Annotated in this window: 22 protein-coding genes and 2 pseudogenes; 16 read left to right on the plus strand and 8 right to left on the minus strand. The window is 51.0% G+C overall.

Translation table 11 applies throughout. From position 1 onward, the window contains the following. Nucleotides 1-305 precede the first annotated feature (305 nt). The 6 genes from ulaA to ulaF are packed head-to-tail and all read left to right on the plus strand — an operon-like array spanning nt 306 to nt 4,712. Nucleotides 306-1,703 carry a PTS ascorbate transporter subunit IIC gene (gene ulaA / locus HUZ68_RS01965; protein WP_001350568.1) on the plus strand — a complete coding sequence of 466 codons (1,398 nt, stop codon included), beginning with the start codon at nt 306-308 and terminating at the stop codon, nt 1,701-1,703. 15 nt (nt 1,704-1,718) lie between these two features. Next, nucleotides 1,719-2,024 (plus strand): PTS ascorbate transporter subunit IIB, encoded by a 306-nt coding sequence (gene ulaB, locus HUZ68_RS01970; RefSeq protein WP_000218362.1) that lies wholly within the window; start codon nt 1,719-1,721, stop codon nt 2,022-2,024. A 9-nt stretch (nt 2,025-2,033) separates the two neighbouring features. Beyond that, nucleotides 2,034-2,498 carry a PTS ascorbate transporter subunit IIA gene (gene ulaC, locus HUZ68_RS01975; RefSeq protein ID WP_000776543.1) on the plus strand — a complete coding sequence of 155 codons (465 nt, stop codon included), beginning with the start codon at nt 2,034-2,036 and terminating at the stop codon, nt 2,496-2,498. 13 nt (nt 2,499-2,511) lie between these two features. Beyond that, entirely contained in the window at nt 2,512-3,162 is a 651-nt protein-coding gene (gene ulaD / locus HUZ68_RS01980; RefSeq protein WP_000056760.1) for a 3-keto-L-gulonate-6-phosphate decarboxylase UlaD, read from the plus strand. 9 nt (nt 3,163-3,171) lie between these two features. Beyond that, nucleotides 3,172-4,026, plus strand: coding sequence for an L-ribulose-5-phosphate 3-epimerase UlaE (gene ulaE, locus HUZ68_RS01985; RefSeq protein WP_033815213.1), 855 nt, complete (start codon nt 3,172-3,174; stop codon nt 4,024-4,026). Further along, nucleotides 4,026-4,712 (plus strand): L-ribulose-5-phosphate 4-epimerase UlaF, encoded by a 687-nt coding sequence (gene ulaF / locus HUZ68_RS01990; protein WP_001170808.1) that lies wholly within the window; start codon nt 4,026-4,028, stop codon nt 4,710-4,712. Before ulaE ends, ulaF begins: the two co-directional genes overlap by 1 nt. A 128-nt stretch (nt 4,713-4,840) precedes the next feature. Here ulaF and yjfY read toward each other — a convergent pair whose 3' ends face one another. Beyond that, on the minus strand, nt 4,841-5,116 hold the full coding sequence (gene yjfY, locus HUZ68_RS01995; protein ID WP_000492914.1) for a DUF1471 family protein YjfY: 276 nt from the start codon (nt 5,114-5,116) through the stop codon (nt 4,841-4,843). A gap of 326 nt (nt 5,117-5,442) precedes the next feature. On the opposite strand from yjfY, the gene rpsF reads away from it, so the two are divergent. The 4 genes from rpsF to rplI are packed head-to-tail and all read left to right on the plus strand — an operon-like array spanning nt 5,443 to nt 6,882. Next, nucleotides 5,443-5,838 carry a 30S ribosomal protein S6 gene (rpsF, locus tag HUZ68_RS02000; RefSeq protein ID WP_001216676.1) on the plus strand — a complete coding sequence of 132 codons (396 nt, stop codon included), beginning with the start codon at nt 5,443-5,445 and terminating at the stop codon, nt 5,836-5,838. Nucleotides 5,839-5,844: 6 nt separating this feature from the next. Beyond that, a complete protein-coding gene (priB, locus tag HUZ68_RS02005) occupies nt 5,845-6,159 on the plus strand; it encodes a primosomal replication protein N (protein ID WP_001296681.1) in 315 nt (104 codons plus the stop codon). 4 nt (nt 6,160-6,163) lie between these two features. Continuing rightward, nucleotides 6,164-6,391: a 30S ribosomal protein S18 gene (gene rpsR, locus HUZ68_RS02010; RefSeq protein ID WP_000135199.1), complete on the plus strand. Its 228-nt coding sequence runs from the start codon at nt 6,164-6,166 to the stop codon at nt 6,389-6,391. Between the two features lie 41 nt (nt 6,392-6,432). After that, nucleotides 6,433-6,882: a 50S ribosomal protein L9 gene (gene rplI, locus HUZ68_RS02015; RefSeq protein WP_001196062.1), complete on the plus strand. Its 450-nt coding sequence runs from the start codon at nt 6,433-6,435 to the stop codon at nt 6,880-6,882. A 70-nt stretch (nt 6,883-6,952) separates the two neighbouring features. On the opposite strand, the gene HUZ68_RS02020 is transcribed toward rplI, so the two are convergent. Continuing rightward, complete coding sequence (locus HUZ68_RS02020) at nt 6,953-7,747, minus strand: DUF2686 family protein (RefSeq protein WP_033815212.1); 795 nt, start codon at nt 7,745-7,747, stop codon at nt 6,953-6,955. Nucleotides 7,748-8,019: 272 nt separating this feature from the next. Here HUZ68_RS02020 and HUZ68_RS02025 point away from each other — a divergent pair. Beyond that, nucleotides 8,020-8,334: pseudogene (locus HUZ68_RS02025) on the plus strand (TetR/AcrR family transcriptional regulator); the annotation flags it as partial. 36 nt (nt 8,335-8,370) lie between these two features. Here the strand turns inward: HUZ68_RS02025 and tnpA are convergent. Further along, nucleotides 8,371-8,802: an IS200/IS605-like element IS609 family transposase gene (gene tnpA / locus HUZ68_RS02030; RefSeq protein WP_000604912.1), complete on the minus strand. Its 432-nt coding sequence runs from the start codon at nt 8,800-8,802 to the stop codon at nt 8,371-8,373. Between the two features lie 7 nt (nt 8,803-8,809). Here tnpA and HUZ68_RS02035 point away from each other — a divergent pair, with 7 nt between their 5' ends. Together HUZ68_RS02035 and HUZ68_RS02040 are read left to right on the plus strand one after the other, a co-directional pair. Continuing rightward, nucleotides 8,810-10,018, plus strand: a complete 1,209-nt coding sequence (locus tag HUZ68_RS02035; RefSeq protein WP_001383770.1) for an RNA-guided endonuclease InsQ/TnpB family protein — start codon at nt 8,810-8,812, stop codon at nt 10,016-10,018. Between the two features lie 43 nt (nt 10,019-10,061). Next, a pseudogene (locus HUZ68_RS02040) lies at nt 10,062-10,169 on the plus strand (TetR/AcrR family transcriptional regulator); the annotation flags it as partial. On the opposite strand, the gene ytfB reads toward HUZ68_RS02040, so the two are convergent. Next, the gene (gene ytfB, locus HUZ68_RS02045) at nt 10,153-10,791 is read right to left on the minus strand and encodes a cell division protein YtfB (RefSeq protein WP_001119478.1); all 639 of its coding nucleotides are present in this window, start codon (nt 10,789-10,791) and stop codon (nt 10,153-10,155) included. The pseudogene HUZ68_RS02040 and the gene ytfB sit on opposite strands and share 17 nt — an antisense overlap. A gap of 218 nt (nt 10,792-11,009) precedes the next feature. Here ytfB and fklB point away from each other — a divergent pair, with 218 nt between their 5' ends. Both fklB and cycA read left to right on the plus strand, forming a co-directional pair. Continuing rightward, nucleotides 11,010-11,630, plus strand: coding sequence for a BamJ family beta-barrel-assembly machinery protein (fklB, locus tag HUZ68_RS02050; RefSeq protein ID WP_000211225.1), 621 nt, complete (start codon nt 11,010-11,012; stop codon nt 11,628-11,630). A 308-nt stretch (nt 11,631-11,938) separates the two neighbouring features. Continuing rightward, nucleotides 11,939-13,351: a D-serine/D-alanine/glycine transporter gene (cycA, locus tag HUZ68_RS02055; protein ID WP_000228346.1), complete on the plus strand. Its 1,413-nt coding sequence runs from the start codon at nt 11,939-11,941 to the stop codon at nt 13,349-13,351. A gap of 44 nt (nt 13,352-13,395) precedes the next feature. Here cycA and ytfE read toward each other — a convergent pair whose 3' ends face one another. From ytfE to qorB, 3 genes are all read right to left on the minus strand, one after another. After that, on the minus strand, nt 13,396-14,058 hold the full coding sequence (gene ytfE, locus HUZ68_RS02060; RefSeq protein ID WP_000331456.1) for an iron-sulfur cluster repair protein YtfE: 663 nt from the start codon (nt 14,056-14,058) through the stop codon (nt 13,396-13,398). 107 nt (nt 14,059-14,165) lie between these two features. Continuing rightward, on the minus strand, nt 14,166-15,131 hold the full coding sequence (locus tag HUZ68_RS02065) for a DMT family transporter (RefSeq protein WP_001350569.1): 966 nt from the start codon (nt 15,129-15,131) through the stop codon (nt 14,166-14,168). A 107-nt stretch (nt 15,132-15,238) separates the two neighbouring features. Further along, a complete protein-coding gene (qorB, locus tag HUZ68_RS02070) occupies nt 15,239-16,099 on the minus strand; it encodes an NAD(P)H:quinone oxidoreductase (protein WP_021578251.1) in 861 nt (286 codons plus the stop codon). 88 nt (nt 16,100-16,187) lie between these two features. On the opposite strand from qorB, the gene HUZ68_RS02075 reads away from it, so the two are divergent. Next, nucleotides 16,188-16,568, plus strand: a complete 381-nt coding sequence (locus HUZ68_RS02075; RefSeq protein ID WP_000084622.1) for a winged helix-turn-helix transcriptional regulator — start codon at nt 16,188-16,190, stop codon at nt 16,566-16,568. 128 nt (nt 16,569-16,696) lie between these two features. Here the strand turns inward: HUZ68_RS02075 and cpdB are convergent, their stop codons facing one another. After that, a complete protein-coding gene (gene cpdB / locus HUZ68_RS02080) occupies nt 16,697-18,640 on the minus strand; it encodes a 2',3'-cyclic-nucleotide 2'-phosphodiesterase (RefSeq protein ID WP_000589431.1) in 1,944 nt (647 codons plus the stop codon). Between the last annotated feature and the right edge of the window lie 80 nt (nt 18,641-18,720).

Genomic DNA, 18,720 nt, shown 5'->3' on the forward strand with positions numbered 1-18,720 from the left:
TTGATTAATCCTGACACTATTTTTTCAGGAAGGCAATGACCGTTTTTTGACTTTTTGCCAGGGAAGTTGTTGTTGATTTTGAGTATGGAAAGATTTAATGGAATGTGTAATTCGATTAACTAAATGAATTTAAATGAATAATTGTTTCGTTGTGTGAATCCCACTCTTTCCATGTGGAATTATTTGCGGGTCGCGTCACATTTAATCATAAATAATCTTGTTGTGATTACTTTTGAAAATTAGAGTGAGTGCACAACATTCCGGGTGTGTGGAATACCCGGTTACCTCTTCTTCAGGAGATCGTTATGGAGATCCTCTACAACATCTTTACCGTGTTTTTTAACCAGGTCATGACCAATGCCCCGTTGTTGCTGGGTATTGTGACCTGTCTGGGCTACATCCTACTGCGCAAAAGTGTCAGCGTTATTATTAAAGGCACGATTAAAACCATAATTGGTTTCATGTTGTTGCAGGCAGGGTCCGGCATCCTCACCAGCACCTTCAAACCGGTGGTGGCGAAAATGTCCGAAGTCTACGGCATTAACGGCGCAATTTCAGATACTTACGCTTCGATGATGGCAACCATCGACCGCATGGGCGATGCCTATAGCTGGGTAGGTTACGCGGTGTTGTTAGCGCTGGCACTGAACATCTGTTACGTGCTGCTGCGTCGCATTACCGGTATTCGTACCATCATGCTGACCGGCCACATTATGTTTCAGCAGGCGGGGCTGATTGCCGTCACGCTGTTCATCTTTGGCTACTCCATGTGGACCACCATTATCTGCACCGCGATTCTGGTTTCGCTCTATTGGGGCATTACCTCCAACATGATGTACAAGCCGACTCAGGAAGTCACCGACGGCTGTGGTTTCTCCATCGGTCACCAGCAACAGTTTGCATCATGGATTGCCTATAAAGTTGCGCCGTTCCTCGGCAAAAAAGAGGAAAGCGTTGAAGACCTCAAACTGCCAGGCTGGCTGAATATTTTCCACGACAACATCGTCTCCACGGCGATTGTCATGACCATCTTCTTTGGTGCCATTCTGCTCTCCTTCGGTATCGACACCGTGCAGGCGATGGCGGGCAAAGTGCACTGGACGGTCTACATCCTGCAAACCGGTTTCTCCTTCGCGGTGGCGATCTTCATCATCACTCAGGGCGTGCGCATGTTTGTGGCGGAACTCTCTGAAGCATTTAACGGTATCTCCCAGCGCCTGATCCCAGGTGCGGTTCTGGCGATTGACTGTGCGGCTATCTATAGCTTCGCGCCGAACGCCGTGGTCTGGGGCTTTATGTGGGGCACCATCGGTCAGCTGATTGCAGTTGGCATCCTGGTCGCCTGCGGCTCTTCCATTCTGATTATTCCAGGCTTTATCCCGATGTTCTTCTCCAACGCCACCATCGGCGTGTTCGCTAACCACTTCGGCGGCTGGCGTGCGGCGCTGAAGATTTGTCTGGTGATGGGGATGATCGAAATCTTTGGTTGCGTCTGGGCGGTGAAACTTACCGGTATGAGTGCCTGGATGGGTATGGCGGACTGGTCGATTCTGGCACCGCCGATGATGCAGGGCTTCTTCTCCATCGGTATCGCCTTTATGGCCGTCATCATTGTAATTGCACTGGCTTATATGTTCTTCGCTGGCCGCGCGCTGCGCGCAGAAGAAGATGCAGAAAAACAACTGGCAGAACAGTCTGCTTAATAAGGAGTTTTGATTATGACCGTACGTATTCTGGCTGTGTGTGGCAACGGACAAGGCAGTTCCATGATCATGAAGATGAAAGTGGACCAGTTTTTAACCCAATCAAACATTGACCACACGGTAAACAGCTGCGCGGTTGGCGAATACAAAAGCGAGTTGAGCGGCGCGGATATCATCATCGCTTCTACGCACATTGCGGGCGAAATCACCGTGACCGGCAACAAATACGTGGTTGGCGTGCGCAACATGCTCTCTCCTGCTGACTTTGGCCCGAAACTGCTGGAAGTGATCAAAGAGCATTTCCCGCAGGATGTGAAGTAAGGACGCGCCATGAAATTACGTGATTCGCTGGCTGTAAATAAATCCATCCGCCTGCAGGCTGAAGCTGAAACCTGGCAGGACGCGGTGAAAATCGGCGTCGATCTGCTGGTGGCGGCGGACGTTGTCGAGCCGCGCTATTACCAGGCGATTCTGGATGGCGTGGAACAGTTTGGCCCTTATTTCGTTATCGCTCCGGGGCTGGCGATGCCGCACGGGCGGCCGGAAGAGGGTGTTAAGAAAACCGGTTTCTCTCTGGTAACGCTGAAAAAGCCGCTGGAATTTAACCACGACGACAACGATCCGGTGGATATCCTCATCACCATGGCGGCGGTCGATGCCAATACTCACCAGGAAGTGGGCATCATGCAGATCGTCAACCTGTTTGAAGATGAAGAGAATTTTGACCGTTTACGCGCCTGCCGTACCGAGCAGGAAGTACTGGATTTAATTGACCGCACCAACGCGGCAGCTTAAGAAGGAATTGAACATGTCATTACCGATGTTGCAAGTCGCGCTGGACAACCAGACTATGGATAGCGCCTACGAAACCACTCGCCTGATTGCCGAAGAAGTCGACATTATCGAAGTGGGCACCATTCTGTGCGTGGGCGAAGGCGTGCGTGCGGTTCGTGACCTGAAAGCGCTCTACCCGCACAAAATCGTACTGGCAGACGCCAAAATTGCCGATGCAGGCAAAATCCTTTCGCGTATGTGCTTCGAAGCCAACGCTGACTGGGTGACGGTAATTTGCTGTGCGGATATCAACACCGCCAAAGGCGCGCTGGACGTGGCAAAAGAGTTTAACGGCGACGTGCAGATCGAACTGACCGGTTACTGGACCTGGGAACAGGCGCAACAGTGGCGCGATGCAGGCATTCAGCAGGTGGTTTATCACCGCAGCCGTGACGCACAGGCCGCAGGTGTGGCGTGGGGTGAAGCGGACATTACCGCGATCAAACGTCTTTCCGATATGGGCTTCAAAGTCACCGTCACCGGAGGCCTGGCGCTGGAAGATCTGCCGCTGTTCAAGGGTATTCCGATTCACGTCTTTATCGCGGGCCGTAGTATCCGTGATGCCGCTTCTCCGGTGGAAGCCGCACGTCAGTTCAAACGTTCCATCGCTGAACTGTGGGGCTAAGGAGCGGATATGTTGTCCAAACAAATCCCGCTTGGCATCTATGAAAAAGCGCTCCCCGCCGGGGAGTGCTGGCTGGAACGCCTGCAACTGGCAAAAACGTTGGGCTTCGATTTTGTCGAGATGTCGGTAGATGAAACGGACGAGCGCCTGTCGCGCCTCGACTGGAGCCGCGAGCAGCGTCTGGCGCTGGTCAATGTGATTGTTGAAACCGGCGTGCGCGTGCCGTCCATGTGCCTTTCTGCTCATCGTCGTTTCCCACTGGGCAGTGAAGATGACGCGGTGCGGGCGCAGGGGCTGGAGATTATGCGTAAAGCTATCCAGTTCGCCCAGGACGTTGGCATTCGCGTGATCCAGCTGGCGGGCTATGACGTTTACTATCAGGAAGCCAATAACGAAACGCGTCGTCGTTTCCGTGACGGACTGAAAGAGAGCGTTGAGATGGCAAGCCGCGCGCAGGTGACGCTGGCGATGGAGATCATGGATTATCCTCTGATGAACTCCATCAGCAAGGCGCTGGGCTACGCGCACTATCTCAACAATCCGTGGTTCCAGCTCTACCCGGATATCGGCAACCTGTCGGCGTGGGACAACGACGTGCAGATGGAGTTGCAGGCCGGAATGGGGCATATCGTCGCGGTGCATGTGAAAGACACCAAACCGGGTGTCTTTAAAAACGTGCCGTTTGGCGAAGGTGTAGTGGATTTTGAACGTTGCTTTGAAACGCTCAAACAGAGTGGCTATTGCGGGCCGTACCTGATTGAGATGTGGAGCGAAACGGCGGAAGACCCGGCGGCAGAAGTGGCGAAAGCGCGTGATTGGGTGAAAGCGCGCATGGCCAAAGCGGGCATGGTGGAGGCGGCATAATGCAAAAGCTAAAACAGCAGGTGTTTGAAGCCAACATGGATCTGCCGCGCTATGGGCTGGTGACCTTTACCTGGGGCAACGTCAGCGCTATCGACCGCGAACGCGGGCTGGTGGTGATCAAGCCCAGCGGCGTCGCCTACGAAACCATGAAAGCAGACGATATGGTGGTGGTCGATATGAGCGGTAAGGTGGTGGAAGGGGAATATCGTCCGTCTTCCGACACAGCGACGCATCTTGAACTCTACCGTCGTTACCCGTCGCTTGGCGGCATTGTCCATACCCACTCAACTCATGCTACCGCATGGGCGCAGGCGGGGCTGGCGATCCCGGCGTTAGGCACCACGCACGCCGACTACTTCTTTGGCGACATTCCGTGTACGCGCGGGTTAAGCGAAGAAGAGGTGCAGGGCGAGTATGAACTGAACACCGGCAAAGTGATTATCGAAACGCTGGGCAACGCCGAGCCGCTGCATACGCCGGGAATTGTGGTGTATCAGCACGGGCCGTTCGCCTGGGGGAAAGATGCTCACGATGCGGTGCATAACGCGGTGGTGATGGAAGAAGTGGCGAAAATGGCGTGGATTGCCCGCGGCATTAACCCACAACTCAATCACATCGACAGCTACCTGATGAATAAACACTTCATGCGTAAACACGGTCCTAACGCTTATTACGGGCAGAAGTAGAACACGCGCTGCGGAAATTTCCTTCCTCGGGAGATAACTGGTCTAATTCCGCAGCCGTTTTTCAAAAAAAGCCCCCTGCGAAGGGGGCAAAGCAAACTATGGCAATGTTTCGTTGGTTATACCTGGTGCTAGCGATAAATATCCGCGCTGGCGTGCATATTGCCGTTACTCCCCGGTTCCCGCATCAGAATTACGTGGTAGTACGTTGCGCCTTGCGCATCTGTTTCTTCATTTAATGCCTGACGTGCTTCGCTTTCAGTGGCGAAGTTATGATTGATATAAATCACGCCTAAGCTTTGCACATCGTCCATATTTCTGGCCTGGTGGTTATTAATTTCAATGGCTGCCCATGTATTTGCACTTAGCAAAAGCACAGCCAGAAGGGCTAAAACACGACTGAACATAGATACCTCCTCGACGGCTGACTTTGTGTGCTCTCCTCTGTGATGATCTTCTGATTTAATTTTAATCAATGATAAAGAAGTTGATGGTGACCATTTCTGATGCAGTTGTTCAAAAAAACACCATGATGAAGTGTGATGAACTTCAAATCAGCGTGTTAGTCCACTTTGGTGAAAGATGAGATTTATTTGTCGGCTGGCCTTGAGTTTAGCGGGGTATGTCAGTACTATAACGCGTCATTTTTCAGCCGACCTTTAACACGTTCCTTGCCTCCCCGGGATTCGGCTGACCCAGACAGGAGGCTGAATAATCCGTAAGGAGCAATTCGATGCGTCATTACGAAATCGTTTTTATGGTCCATCCTGACCAGAGCGAACAGGTTCCGGGCATGATCGAGCGCTACACTGCTGCCATCACTGGTGCAGAAGGCAAGATCCACCGTCTGGAAGACTGGGGCCGCCGTCAGCTGGCTTACCCGATCAACAAACTGCACAAAGCTCACTACGTTCTGATGAACGTTGAAGCTCCGCAGGAAGTGATCGATGAGCTGGAAACTACCTTCCGCTTCAACGATGCCGTTATCCGCAGCATGGTTATGCGTACCAAGCACGCTGTTACCGAAGCATCTCCGATGGTTAAAGCGAAAGACGAGCGCCGTGAGCGTCGCGATGATTTCGCAAACGAAACCGCTGATGATGCTGAAGCTGGGGATTCTGAAGAGTAATTTCTGATGACCAACCGTCTGGTGTTGTCCGGCACCGTGTGCAGGACTCCCCTTCGAAAGGTCAGTCCATCAGGAATTCCTCACTGCCAGTTCGTGCTTGAGCATCGTTCTGTGCAGGAGGAAGCCGGTTTTCACCGGCAGGCGTGGTGCCAAATGCCCGTTATTGTTAGCGGACACGAAAACCAGGCCATTACTCACAGTATAACGGTCGGCAGTCGCATAACCGTTCAGGGGTTCATTTCATGCCACAAGGCAAAGAACGGACTGAGCAAAATGGTTTTGCATGCCGAGCAGATTGAATTGATAGATTCTGGAGACTAGCCATATGGCACGTTATTTCCGTCGTCGCAAGTTCTGCCGTTTCACCGCGGAAGGCGTTCAAGAGATCGACTATAAAGATATCGCTACGCTGAAAAACTACATCACCGAAAGCGGTAAGATTGTCCCAAGCCGTATCACCGGTACCCGTGCAAAATACCAGCGTCAGCTGGCTCGCGCTATCAAACGCGCTCGCTACCTGTCCCTGCTGCCGTACACTGATCGCCATCAGTAATCGGTCACGGTCCATTAATACGACTTTGAGAGGATAAGGTAATGCAAGTTATTCTGCTTGATAAAGTAGCAAACCTGGGTAGCCTGGGTGATCAGGTAAACGTTAAAGCGGGCTATGCTCGTAACTTCCTGGTACCGCAGGGTAAAGCTGTTCCAGCTACCAAGAAAAACATTGAATTCTTCGAAGCACGTCGCGCTGAACTGGAAGCTAAACTGGCTGAGGTTCTGGCAGCTGCTAATGCTCGCGCTGAGAAAATCAATGCACTGGAAACTGTTACCATCGCGTCTAAAGCTGGCGACGAAGGTAAACTGTTCGGTTCCATCGGTACTCGCGACATCGCTGACGCTGTAACTGCAGCTGGCGTTGAAGTGGCTAAGAGCGAAGTTCGTCTGCCGAACGGCGTTCTGCGTACCACTGGCGAACACGAAGTGAGCTTCCAGGTTCACAGCGAAGTATTCGCGAAAGTGATCGTAAACGTAGTAGCTGAATAATTCGTTATTCAACGAGACGTAAAAACGCCGACCAGTGGTCGGCGTTTTGCTTTCTATTTTTCGTCAGGTATTAGTTTCGCAAGTAGATCCATTCACCATTCTCTTGTGTCCATAAGTCAGGATGGTTTGCTGGCGTTAGATACATACGAGCGCAACTGATGTCTCGCTCCTGCGGCACTCGCTCGAAACCCAAACCCGAGTAGATTGCGGCTGAACTTGATAAGGAACGCAGACCAATTTTCAAATCATGGGGTAAATCAGAATACGCGTTTAGCAATGCAGCAATGATGAATCCGAGGGCATTAGAAACGCCTGTAACAGTGCGAAGTTGGTCGATATAAAGATCGATTGTTGGTAGTTCAGATGACCAGCAATTAGGCATTTGGGCAGGAAGGGTTACAACGTATCCTATCGTTTGGCCGGTATAGTCTGGAGTACCATAACCAGGTCCCAAAACCACTTCGTGTATTGTGTATTTACTGTTGGGTTCGAAGGATTCGACATCTTGCAATAAATATTTCAGTTCTGCGGTTAACCTCGCACCCGCGTAAGCTTTATTGTATTTCTGGGCGTGAATATTATCTAATGTAGCTTCATGGTTCCATCCAAAAGAATTATCACCATTCATTGTGATTCCATCGTAAGCATTACACCTCGTCGCTAACTTATTGAATGCTTGCCAGTCTGAGAGATCTAGTTTGTGGATCTCAACAGTACGTCTGCCATCGCAATTATGATCTCTTCCACGATTTGACAGTAATGTAGCGCGTGCGTATTGATGAAATTTTAGTTTTGCTGGTTTGTCGGTGGACGAAAAACGAGGTAAATATGCGGGGAATGAATAAATAGTTGTTGGTAATGTCATTTTATTGTTGCCTGTTTAATATTTTTACAAATATCGCAGTTGAATGTTCAAAGAAAAAGAATTGATATTAATAAAAATAAGTTTGTTTTCTGAAGTAGTGAAAATAGCGGATGGTGAAAGATATTAATATCAAAAATCGCTCATTGTGGATATAACGATGCAGCAGGGGAGAAAATGACTTCCACGCCTTACACCGTACATTCTTGTTGTGCGGTATGTAATTATTCTACGCTGTCGGTATTGGTGTATTCGTTAATCAGCAGGTTAACCAGCCACAAAAAGCCATTGAGAAAATTATTGATTTTACATGGAATTATTATATTGCCAATCCTTGGTTTTTAAAAATTGTGCATAGTGAAAATCAAAGTAAAGGTGTGCATTATGCAAAATCACAGCGTCTCTTAGAAATTACCCATGCGCACTTGCAGTTAATGGAATCCTTATTGGATGAAGGGAAGAAACACAATATTTTTAAGCCAGATATCGACCCATTTCAGGTGAATATTAATATTGCTGCGCTTGGGGGATATTATTTGATCAACCAGCATACGCTTGGCCTGGTTTATCCGGTGCGCCGTAAAACCCCGTCCTTCAGGGCGGGGATATACGGCGCGGTTTTCCACCTAACCAGGTGTTTGCTGTTGTTCAATGTATTGACGGATGGCGGATATTGGCGCACCTCCGCAGCTACTGGCAAAATAGCCAGGACTCCACAAAACGCCTTTGTAGTAATACCTGACTGCAATATCTGGTCGATCTCGTCGCAGTAACCTACCCGATACGCCTTTGAGGCTGTTTACCAGACTGGATATCGCCAGTTTGGGAGGATAGTTAATTAACAAATGGACGTGATCTGGTTCGCCATCCATTTCAACCAGTTCAGCTTCAAAATCAGCACATACCTTTGAAAAGTAAGTGCGTAGTTTTTCTGTCGCGTCATGGTCAAAAATCTGGCGTCGGTATTTGGTGACAAAGACCAGGTGAACATGCATCAGGAAAACACAATGCCTTCCACGCCGGATATCGGTTTCTTTTTTCACAGACCAAAGTATCATTTGGCCTGTGAAACGACTACAGGCATTTAAATTCCAGTTAAGACCCGGTGGTCAACAGGAGCGTGAAATGAGGCGCTTCGCAGGCGCATGTCGTTTCGTTTTCAATCGTGCTCTGGCGCTTCAGAATGAGAATCATGAGGCCGGTAATAAATACATCCCTTACGGGAAAATGGCTTCCTGGCTGGTTGAGTGGAAAAATGCCACTGAAACGCAATGGCTTAAAGATGCCCCGTCACAGCCATTGCAACAGTCACTGAAAGACCTTGAGCGGGCTTACAAAAACTTCTTCCAGAAGCGGGCTGCTTTTCCCCGATTCAAGAAGCGGGGACAGAATGATGCATTCCGCTACCCGCAGGGCGTTAAGCTCGATCAGGAAAACAGCCGTATTTTTCTGCCGAAACTTGGCTGGATGCGCTACCGGAATAGCCGTCAGGTCACGGGTGTTGTGAAAAATGTCACTGTCAGCCAGTCCTGCGGTAAGTGGTACATCAGTATTCAGACTGAAAATGAAGTATCAACTCCGGTTCACCCTTCAGCATTAATGGTCGGACTGGATGCTGGCGTGGCTAAACTCGCCACGCTGTCAGATGGCACAGTCTTTGGGCCTGTAAACAGTTTTCAGAAAAACCAGAAGACGCTGGCGAGACTTCAGCGACAGTTAAGCCGCAAGGTCAAATTCAGCAACAACTGGCAGAAGCAGAAACGCAAAATACAGCGACTGCATTCCTGTATCGCAAATATCCGCAGGGACTACCTTCACAAAGTCACAACGACCGTCAGCAAAAACCACGCAATGATAGTCATTGAGGATTTGAAGGTCAGCAACATGTCAAAGTCAGCAGCGGGTACGGTCAGCCAGCCGGGGCGCAATGTCCGGGCAAAATCAGGTTTAAACCGTTCGATACTGGATCAGGGCTGGTATGAAATGCGCCGCCAGCTTGAGTACAAGCAGCTCTGGCGAGGCGGTCAGGTGCTTGCTGTTCCGCCAGCGTACACAAGCCAGCGTTGCGCGTGCTGTGGTCATACAGCGAAAGAAAATCGCCTGTCACAAAGTAAATTCAGATGCCAGGCATGTGGATATACAGCGAACGCTGATGTAAATGGCGCTCGTAACATTTTAGCGGCGGGGCACGCCGTTCTTGCCTGTGGAGAGATGGTGCAGTCAGGCCGCTCGTTGAAGCAGGAACCCACCGAAATGATTCAGGCGACAGCCTGAACGTAGCAGGGATCCACGTCCTTCAGGGCGTGGAGGATGTCAACACATCAGTATGATTTCACCCCAGGCACTGGAAGCCAGACGTAAGGTCATCAAAGAGACAATCCTTAGCTGGCTTCTGGTTGACCCTTCATCTACCGCGCGCGAATAAAACTGCCATCCGGCTGGCGGGTAAACAGGACCTGTTGATTATTCCCCGTATCAATGGTTAAGCCCGTCACCACGCCGCTGGCGTTCTGGCGGATTTTCACCATCTGCCCGTTTTGCAAATTACTCAGCGGCTTACCCGCGCCTTCTACCTGCGCCATTGCATAGACATCGGTAGCGGGCAGTCCGTGGTCGCGGAACAGCTGCGCCATCGTTTTACCGGGTTCGACACGGTAAGAGCGCCATTGATTATCAATTCCGCTATCTGGCTGGAATGGTTGCGTTTGGGTAGTTTGCGGCTGTTCTTCTGGCTGGCCTTCCTGTATAGGTTCTGGAGCGACCGGAGCCACCTGATCAGGATCATTTTGTGGGGTGACTAATTGCGCCCGCAGCTGTTCTTCTGTCGGCGGTTGTGATTGCGACTGAATATCTAACTGCGCTTCACGCGTCACCACCGGCGCGTTGGGCGTATCATCAGATGGAAGCAGAAATCCGACCACCAATACAATGGCGGCAATAATGATCCCCCGACGATGCATCGGCGGCAGCGGGTCCATGAAGCGAAAATTGTCCGGCGCGTGCCAGACTTTCTCCAGGGTTGGTTTTAGTTCAAAGCGCCCGGGCATGGTTTCCTCCTGCTCCGCGTCTTGTTCCTCAATCATAGCCTATGAATAAGCTAACGCTATGATGTCCGTGGTAAACCCGCCTTTATTATATTCATACGGGATATTGCTATTGTTTCTTTTTCCCCGGGATTTGTCATCATTCCTGCGACAAAGTTTTACCCAAAGAAGTGTGGCTGATATGCTGCCCGCTACTTTTATACCCTAAGAAAGGAAATACGATGACCACCCCAACTTTTGACACCATCGAAGCGCAAGCAAGCTACGGCATTGGTTTGCAGGTAGGGCAACAACTGAGTGAATCTGGCCTGGAAGGGCTGCTGCCAGAAGCACTGGTTGCAGGTATTGCCGATGCGCTGGAAGGCAAACATCCGGCTGTTCCGGTTGATGTGGTGCATCGCGCGCTGCGTGAAATCCACGAACGCGCCGATGCCGTTCGTCGTCAGCGTTTCCAGGCGATGGCTGCAGAAGGTGTGAAATACCTGGAAGAAAACGCCAAAAAAGAAGGTGTGAATAGCACCGAATCTGGCCTGCAATTCCGCGTGATCAACCAGGGTGAAGGCGCAATTCCGGCACGTACCGACCGCGTTCGTGTTCATTACACCGGTAAACTGATCGACGGCACCGTGTTTGACAGCTCCGTTGCTCGTGGTGAACCCGCTGAATTCCCGGTTAATGGCGTGATCCCTGGCTGGATTGAAGCACTGACTCTGATGCCGGTAGGTTCTAAATGGGAACTGACTATCCCGCAGGAACTGGCATATGGCGAGCGCGGCGCAGGCGCATCCATCCCTCCGTTCAGCACCCTGGTGTTTGAAGTCGAACTGCTGGAAATCCTCTAAGCAGCGCATTCTGTTCCCCTCGAACCAGAGGGGAGCAGGCATTCAGCAATAAACCCTTCAGTTTGCCAAACGGCGCTATTTTGTGTTGCAAAGACCCCGTAAGCGTGTATTTTTGTGAGCTGTTTCGCGTTATCACCGTGATATGACACTCATTTTAAACATAAAATTAACATTAGATCTAAATCTTAGTATTCATCCCGCGTATTGTTACCTAATATCGATGAGTCCCGATACAGATTCGTCGTATCATAGACTGACTAAAGGCCGTAGAGCCTGAACAACACAGACAGGTACAGGAAGAAAAAAACATGGTAGATCAGGTAAAAGTCGTTGCCGATGATCAGGCTCCGGCTGAACAGTCGCTACGGCGCAATCTCACAAACCGACATATTCAGCTTATTGCCATTGGCGGTGCCATTGGTACGGGGTTGTTTATGGGGTCTGGCAAAACGATTAGCCTTGCCGGGCCGTCGATCATTTTCGTTTATATGATCATCGGTTTTATGCTCTTTTTCGTGATGCGGGCAATGGGGGAATTGCTGCTTTCGAATCTGGAATACAAATCTTTTAGTGACTTCGCTTCCGATTTACTCGGGCCGTGGGCAGGATATTTCACCGGCTGGACTTACTGGTTCTGCTGGGTTGTAACCGGTATGGCAGACGTGGTGGCGATCACGGCTTATGCTCAGTTCTGGTTCCCCGATCTCTCCGACTGGGTCGCCTCGCTGGCGGTGATAGTGCTGCTGCTGACGCTCAATCTCGCCACCGTGAAAATGTTCGGTGAGATGGAGTTCTGGTTTGCGATGATCAAAATCGTCGCCATTGTGTCGCTGATTGTCGTCGGCCTGGTCATGGTGGCGATGCACTTTCAGTCACCGACTGGTGTGGAAGCGTCATTCGCGCATTTGTGGAATGACGGCGGCTGGTTCCCGAAAGGTTTAAGTGGCTTCTTTGCCGGATTCCAGATAGCGGTTTTCGCTTTCGTGGGGATTGAGCTGGTAGGTACAACAGCTGCGGAAACCAAAGATCCAGAGAAATCACTGCCACGCGCGATTAACTCCATTCCGATCCGTATCATTATGTTCTACGTCTTCGCGCTGATTGTGATTATGTCCGTGACGCCGTGGAGTTCGGTAGTCCCGGAGAAAAGCCCGTTTGTTGAACTGTTCGTGTTGGTAGGGCTGCCTGCTGCCGCAAGCGTGATCAACTTTGTGGTGCTGACCTCTGCGGCGTCTTCCGCTAACAGCGGCGTCTTCTCTACCAGCCGTATGCTGTTTGGTCTGGCGCAGGAAGGTGTGGCACCGAAAGCGTTCGCTAAACTTTCTAAGCGCGCAGTACCCGCGAAAGGGCTGACGTTCTCGTGTATCTGTCTGCTCGGCGGCGTGGTGATGTTGTATGTGAATCCTAGTGTGATTGGCGCGTTCACGATGATTACAACCGTTTCCGCGATTCTGTTTATGTTCGTCTGGACGATTATCCTTTGCTCGTACCTTGTGTATCGCAAACAGCGTCCTCATCTACATGAGAAGTCGATCTACAAGATGCCGCTCGGCAAGCTGATGTGCTGGGTATGTATGGCGTTCTTTGTGTTCGTGGTCGTGTTGCTGACACTGGAAGATGACACTCGCCAGGCGCTGCTGGTTACCCCGCTGTGGTTTATCGCGCTGGGGTTGGGCTGGCTGTTTATTGGTAAGAAGCGGGCTGCTGAACTGCGGAAATAACCGCATTATCATGCTGGATGGCGCAATGCCATCCAGCTTTTAGATCACTCACCCGCCAGCGCGCGTGGGAACAGTACATTGTTTTCCAGACTGATGTGATCCATCAGGTCATCAATCAGTTCATTAATGCCGTTATACATCGCTTTCCAGGTGGTGCAGGCTTCTGGCGGCGGTGTGACGTTATTGGTGGTGTGTTTAATCACTTCCAGCAGTTCGCCCGCTTCATCGTGCTCGCTTTCCATTACGCTGATTGGCCCCATTGCCTGGCTGCCCATGCCTTGTTTGATCATCGGGAAGAGGATCTGCTCTTCTTTCATCATGTGGCTGGAAAGCTCTTCATGCAGCATGGTCAGGTATTTTGTCAGCCCTTTTGGCACGCTCGGTTTGTCGGCGTGAACGCGCTCGACTTTAGTCGCTTGCAGAATCAGCTCCGGCAGTTGCTCGCGGTGACGATCGTGGTAGCGCACGATGATATGGTCGATGATTTCTGCCAGCGGGGCGCTACGCCAGTCTTTCTCAATCGGTTGTTCAGCGAGCTTTGCCAGTTCAGCTTCAATGACCTCAACATCCAGTTCTTTACGTGCCGCCGCGCGCGCCAGCGTCTGCTTACCGCCACAGCAGTAATCCATATCATATTTACGAAACAGAGCTGAAGCGCGAGGAATAGAGAGCGCCAGTTCACCTAAAGGTTGGTCGCGATAAGCCATAGCTGATACCTCATTCTTAATAAGATAAGATGTATTTTAAATGCATCTTTAAGGCAAAAGCTATAACCCTTACGTAGCAGAGGCTTATTTAACTCACTGCCAGCGTGTCAACTTTCTGAGACAGATTCAGTTAAAGGTTTTTCTGGTTTTGCTCTGACCGCGATGACCACGCCAATCACTAACAGCGCGATACCGCTCAGCGTCATTAGCGGCGGCATTTGCTGGCGGAGTAAAAAGGTGTACAGCAAACCTGCCAGCGTTTCGAAAACAATCAGCGGCCCGAGAATCACTGTCGGTAATAGCTGGCTGGCGACGTTCCAGCAGAGTGCGCCAACCCATGAGCAAAGCACGGCTATCGCAACCATCAGACTAATAAACACCAGCGGACGGGGGCCAAAGGGTAGGGAGAAGTCCGGCGTTTGCGTATTCAGCCAGTAACAAGCGACGAGATAGCCGATAAGTGAAACCGGCAGTGTGACCAGCGCCTGCGCTGTTGCCCACATCATCGGATGTTTGTCGGGATTTTCCCGCAGCCAGCGGGCGTTGCGCAGGGCATACCACGCCCAGCAGACCACGGAAACTAACGCCAGCACGATGCCAGAGGTATAACGTGCCCAGTCAAAATCGGGGAGTCCGTGGTTTAACTCAGCAATATTCACACACGCCAGGCCGATGCCAATACAAATCAGTGCTGGGGCGAGTTTTCCCCACGCGAGTTTGCCGTCGCGCTGGCTATAAAGCAGATTGGCAAAGACAGGAATGACCACCGGCAGGGTGCCGATAATCATCGTGGAAACAGGCGCGCCAGTACGTTGAATGGCACTGGCAAGGCAGAAGTAATAGATGAGGTTGCCCATCATAGTGAGCATCAAGGCGGTAAGCCAGTCCCGACGCGCCAACTGACGCAGACGCACGCGTCCCAGCCAGGCAATGGGCAGCGCAATTAACCCTAACGCCAGATAACGCCCCATCGACTGCAGCATCGCCGGGTATTCCGGCACGATCAACGGCCCGACAAAAATAAGCCCCCACATCAACCCTGCTAACAGGGCGTACAGCACGCCGCTAATCATTACTGGCATCCATTGATCTGTCAGAAGAAAGTTCAGGAAGCAGACATGATTGCTCCCGGCATCCCGTCATTATCAGAGAGGATGCGGGAGGATGCCACTTTAATTAACTAGTTATTAACATTAAAAAGATGGCTTACGCTTTCGGCTAACGTTGTCGTTGGGCGGCCAATCAATTTGCTAAGCGTTTTGCTGTCATCAAATAGACCGCCTTTCGATGCGCCAACGTCAGAATCCGCCAGCATATCCGCCAGTCCGTCGGGCAGTCCGACGCTTTTCAGTGCCGCGGCGAAATCGGCTTCGCTCAGATTTTGATAGGTAACCTGTTTGCCGCTCTGTTTGGTCAGCTCTGCCGCTAACTGTGTCAACGTCCAGGCACTATCGCCCACCAGTTCGTAAACCTTGCCTTCGTGACCGGCTTCGCTAATCACGCGTGCCGCAGCTGCCGCATAATCTGCCCGCGTTGCTGAGGCAATTTTGCCATCGCCCGCGGCACCGATAAATACGCCGTGCTCCAGTGCTGCCGGTGCGCTGGCGAGGTAGTTTTCGCTGTACCAGCCGTTGCGCAGCAGGGTGTAAACGATGCCAGAATCAGCCAGCATTTTCTCCGTCTCGATGTGCTCATCGGCGAGGCCGAGCGGAGATTTATCCGCGTGAAGCAGACTGGTATAAGCGATAAATTTCACGCCCGCCGCCTTCGCCGCGTTAATCACATTGCGATGCTGCGGGGCACGCTGGCCCACTTCGCTGGAAGAGATCAGCAGTAGTTTTTCCACTCCCTGAAGTGCAGATGTCAGTGCGGCTTCATCGCCGTAGTCAGCCTGACGCACGGTAATGCCTTGTGCTGCCAGGGCCTGGGCTTTTGCCGGGTTACGTGCGATAGCCACTATTTGGCTGGCAGGAACGGTTTTCACCAGGGACTCAATAACATAGTGACCAAGTTGGCCAGTGGCACCAGTAATAGCGATCATGGGAAGTCTCCATCGTTTTGTCTTGTGTTTAAATACGCTAACACCTAAACTTACTTTTAGTAAGTACGCACAAAAAGGTAAGTATGGAATGAGTCAGGTTAGCCTGTCGCAACAACTGAAAGAGGGTAATCTCTTTGCGGAACAGTGCCCGTCGCGCGAGGTGTTGAAACACGTCACCAGCCGTTGGGGGGTGTTGATTCTGGTGGCGCTACGCGAAGGTACTCATCGCTTTAGCGACCTGCGGCGCAAAATCGGCGGGGTGAGCGAAAAGATGCTTGCGCAGTCGTTACAGGCGTTAGAACAGGATGGTTTTCTTAACCGTATCGCGTATCCGGTGGTGCCACCGCATGTTGAATACAGCCTCACGCCACTGGGCGAGCAGGTGAGTGAAAAGGTTGCTGCACTGGCGGACTGGATTGAGTTGAATTTGCCCGAGGTGTTGGCGGTGCGGGATGAACGTGCGGCATAACTGCCGGCTGCGCTGCGCTTATCCGGTCGACGGTTCATGGCTTGTAGGGCGGATAAGATGCGCCAGCATCGCATCCGCCAATAAATGCCGGATGCGGTTGATGATTTATAGGCCGAAAAAGAAGTGTTTTACTTACTCAAATCCACCTGATAAATCGCAAACCCGATATCATCGGTCGCGACTTTATTCATCGGATACTGCCCTTTCTCTTTAATAAACGCTGCGGCTTTATCTGACGGAGAGGTTTCGAAACGGATATCCAGTTTCTTATCGCCAGCTATCGGTGCTAAACGCCAGTTGTTATCTGCCGCCGGGTGAATTTCCCCCGCACGTTTCGACTCATCAGCAATCCACGCTGCCAGCACCGAGCGGTTCTCATCCGGTGAAGCAAAAGCGATATGGCTGTCGCCCGTACCGGCAAATTTGCCGCCGTAAGCGCGATAGTTATTGGTGGCAACGAGGAACATAGCGTTCGGATCAATCGGCTTGCCATTAAAGGTCAGGTTCTTAATCCTTTCCGCATTGGCATTAATCATCTGGCACTCGCCGTCATAACGGGCGGGCTGGGTAACATCAATCTGATAATTCACACCATCAATAACATCAAAGTTATAGGTGCGGAAACCGTCCCAGTTGATGAGTGACTGTGGTTTCGTGCTGTTGGGATCAATCTGGTTAAACTGTCCGGCGGAGCACTCCAGCCACTCTTTCACCTCTTTACCGCTGGCTTTCACCACAATCAGCGTATTGGGATAGAGATAAAGATCGGCGGCATTACGGAAGGTCAACTGGCCTTTTTCCACCTCCACATAGCTTGCCGGGTCATTTTTGCGACCACCAACTTTAAACGGTGCGGCAGCTGAAAGCACCGGCAGTTTTGCCAGATCCGGATCGCCCTGAATGTAATGTTCGACATACGCTTTTTGCGCGTTGTTCACTACTTGCACGGTCGGATCGTCCTGCACCAGCGCCAGATAGCTATACATATTGTCGGCAGATTTACCGATTGGCTTGCTGACGAACTGGCGTGTAGCATCGTGATCGGCTTTGAGTGTTTCTACCAGCTTGCTGTCTTCCGCCGCGAGGGATTTTTTATTGGCGATGTCGTAAATCGGCCGTGCTTCCGCTTTCGCCTGCGTCACCTGCCATTTACCGCTGTCATTACTGAGTTGTAAGTCGACCACCCCAAGATGATCGCCCCACATGCCTGGCATTACCGCCGGAACACCATTCAGCGTGCCTTTGGCGATATCAGCCCCTTCGATATCAGCAAAATCTTTACCCGGGAAAACGGCGTGAGCATGGCCAAACATAATGGCGTTAACGCCCGGAATTTCACTGAGGTAATAAACTGAGTTTTCCGCCATTACTTTATACGGATCGGCAGACAGCCCGGAATGCGCCAGAACGACAACGACATCGGCACCTTTCTCGCGCATTTCAGGCACGTATTTGCGCACGGTTTCGGTAATATCATTCACCGTCACTTTTCCGGATAAATTAGCTTTATCCCAGCCCATGATTTGCGGCGGCACGACGCCAATATAGCCAATCTTCAGCGTCTGTTTTTTTCCGTCTTTATCGACCACTTCGGTGTCTTTAATTAAATACGGTGTAAACATTGGCTGTTTGGTTCTGGCGTCAATGACGTTGGCATTTACATAAGGGAATTTCGCTCCTGCCAGCGCATTTTTCAGGTAATCCAGACCGTAGTTAAACTCGTGGTTGCCAAGCGTTCCGACGGTATAGTCCAGCGTATTTAATGCCTTATAGACCGGGTGAATATCACCTGCTTTTAATCCTTTCGCCGACATGTAATCGGCCAGCGGACTCCCCTGAATCAAATCGCCGTTATCAACCAGTACGCTGTTTTTCACTTCATTGCGGGCATCGTTAATCAGGCTTGCCGTACGTACCAGTCCGAATTTTTCCGTGGCGGTGTCTTTGTAATAATCGAAATCCATCATGTTGCTATGCAGATCAGTGGTTTCCATGATACGCAGATCGACCGTCGCTGCATTCACACTGGCGGCAATCAGCGTGGCCAGGAGCGTTGCGCTAAACTTAATCATCAGGGACATCCTTTTATCATCGGGAATACGAAAGAAAAGGGAGAATAAACGCCTTACTTATAGAACAGTGAAGAATGCCA

Origin of the sequence: Shigella dysenteriae (assembly GCF_022354085.1) — a bacterium.
Classification (GTDB): Bacteria; Pseudomonadota; Gammaproteobacteria; order Enterobacterales; family Enterobacteriaceae; genus Escherichia; species Escherichia coli.

Coding starts and splice junctions, on each gene's coding strand:
- ulaD (WP_000056760.1), top strand. CDS start 2,512: ATGTCATTACCGATGTTGCAAGTCGCGCTGGACAACCAGACTATGGAT.
- ulaC (WP_000776543.1), top strand. CDS start 2,034: ATGAAATTACGTGATTCGCTGGCTGTAAATAAATCCATCCGCCTGCAG.
- ulaA (WP_001350568.1), top strand. CDS start 306: ATGGAGATCCTCTACAACATCTTTACCGTGTTTTTTAACCAGGTCATG.
- ytfB (WP_001119478.1), bottom strand. CDS start 10,791: ATGCCCGGGCGCTTTGAACTAAAACCAACCCTGGAGAAAGTCTGGCAC.
- qorB (WP_021578251.1), bottom strand. CDS start 16,099: ATGATCGCTATTACTGGTGCCACTGGCCAACTTGGTCACTATGTTATT.
- HUZ68_RS02075 (WP_000084622.1), top strand. CDS start 16,188: ATGAGTCAGGTTAGCCTGTCGCAACAACTGAAAGAGGGTAATCTCTTT.
- tnpA (WP_000604912.1), bottom strand. CDS start 8,802: ATGATACTTTGGTCTGTGAAAAAAGAAACCGATATCCGGCGTGGAAGG.
- HUZ68_RS02020 (WP_033815212.1), bottom strand. CDS start 7,747: ATGACATTACCAACAACTATTTATTCATTCCCCGCATATTTACCTCGT.
- rpsF (WP_001216676.1), top strand. CDS start 5,443: ATGCGTCATTACGAAATCGTTTTTATGGTCCATCCTGACCAGAGCGAA.
- ulaB (WP_000218362.1), top strand. CDS start 1,719: ATGACCGTACGTATTCTGGCTGTGTGTGGCAACGGACAAGGCAGTTCC.
- ulaF (WP_001170808.1), top strand. CDS start 4,026: ATGCAAAAGCTAAAACAGCAGGTGTTTGAAGCCAACATGGATCTGCCG.
- cpdB (WP_000589431.1), bottom strand. CDS start 18,640: ATGATTAAGTTTAGCGCAACGCTCCTGGCCACGCTGATTGCCGCCAGT.
- priB (WP_001296681.1), top strand. CDS start 5,845: ATGACCAACCGTCTGGTGTTGTCCGGCACCGTGTGCAGGACTCCCCTT.
- yjfY (WP_000492914.1), bottom strand. CDS start 5,116: ATGTTCAGTCGTGTTTTAGCCCTTCTGGCTGTGCTTTTGCTAAGTGCA.
- HUZ68_RS02065 (WP_001350569.1), bottom strand. CDS start 15,131: ATGATTAGCGGCGTGCTGTACGCCCTGTTAGCAGGGTTGATGTGGGGG.
- ytfE (WP_000331456.1), bottom strand. CDS start 14,058: ATGGCTTATCGCGACCAACCTTTAGGTGAACTGGCGCTCTCTATTCCT.
- fklB (WP_000211225.1), top strand. CDS start 11,010: ATGACCACCCCAACTTTTGACACCATCGAAGCGCAAGCAAGCTACGGC.
- ulaE (WP_033815213.1), top strand. CDS start 3,172: ATGTTGTCCAAACAAATCCCGCTTGGCATCTATGAAAAAGCGCTCCCC.
- rplI (WP_001196062.1), top strand. CDS start 6,433: ATGCAAGTTATTCTGCTTGATAAAGTAGCAAACCTGGGTAGCCTGGGT.
- cycA (WP_000228346.1), top strand. CDS start 11,939: ATGGTAGATCAGGTAAAAGTCGTTGCCGATGATCAGGCTCCGGCTGAA.
- rpsR (WP_000135199.1), top strand. CDS start 6,164: ATGGCACGTTATTTCCGTCGTCGCAAGTTCTGCCGTTTCACCGCGGAA.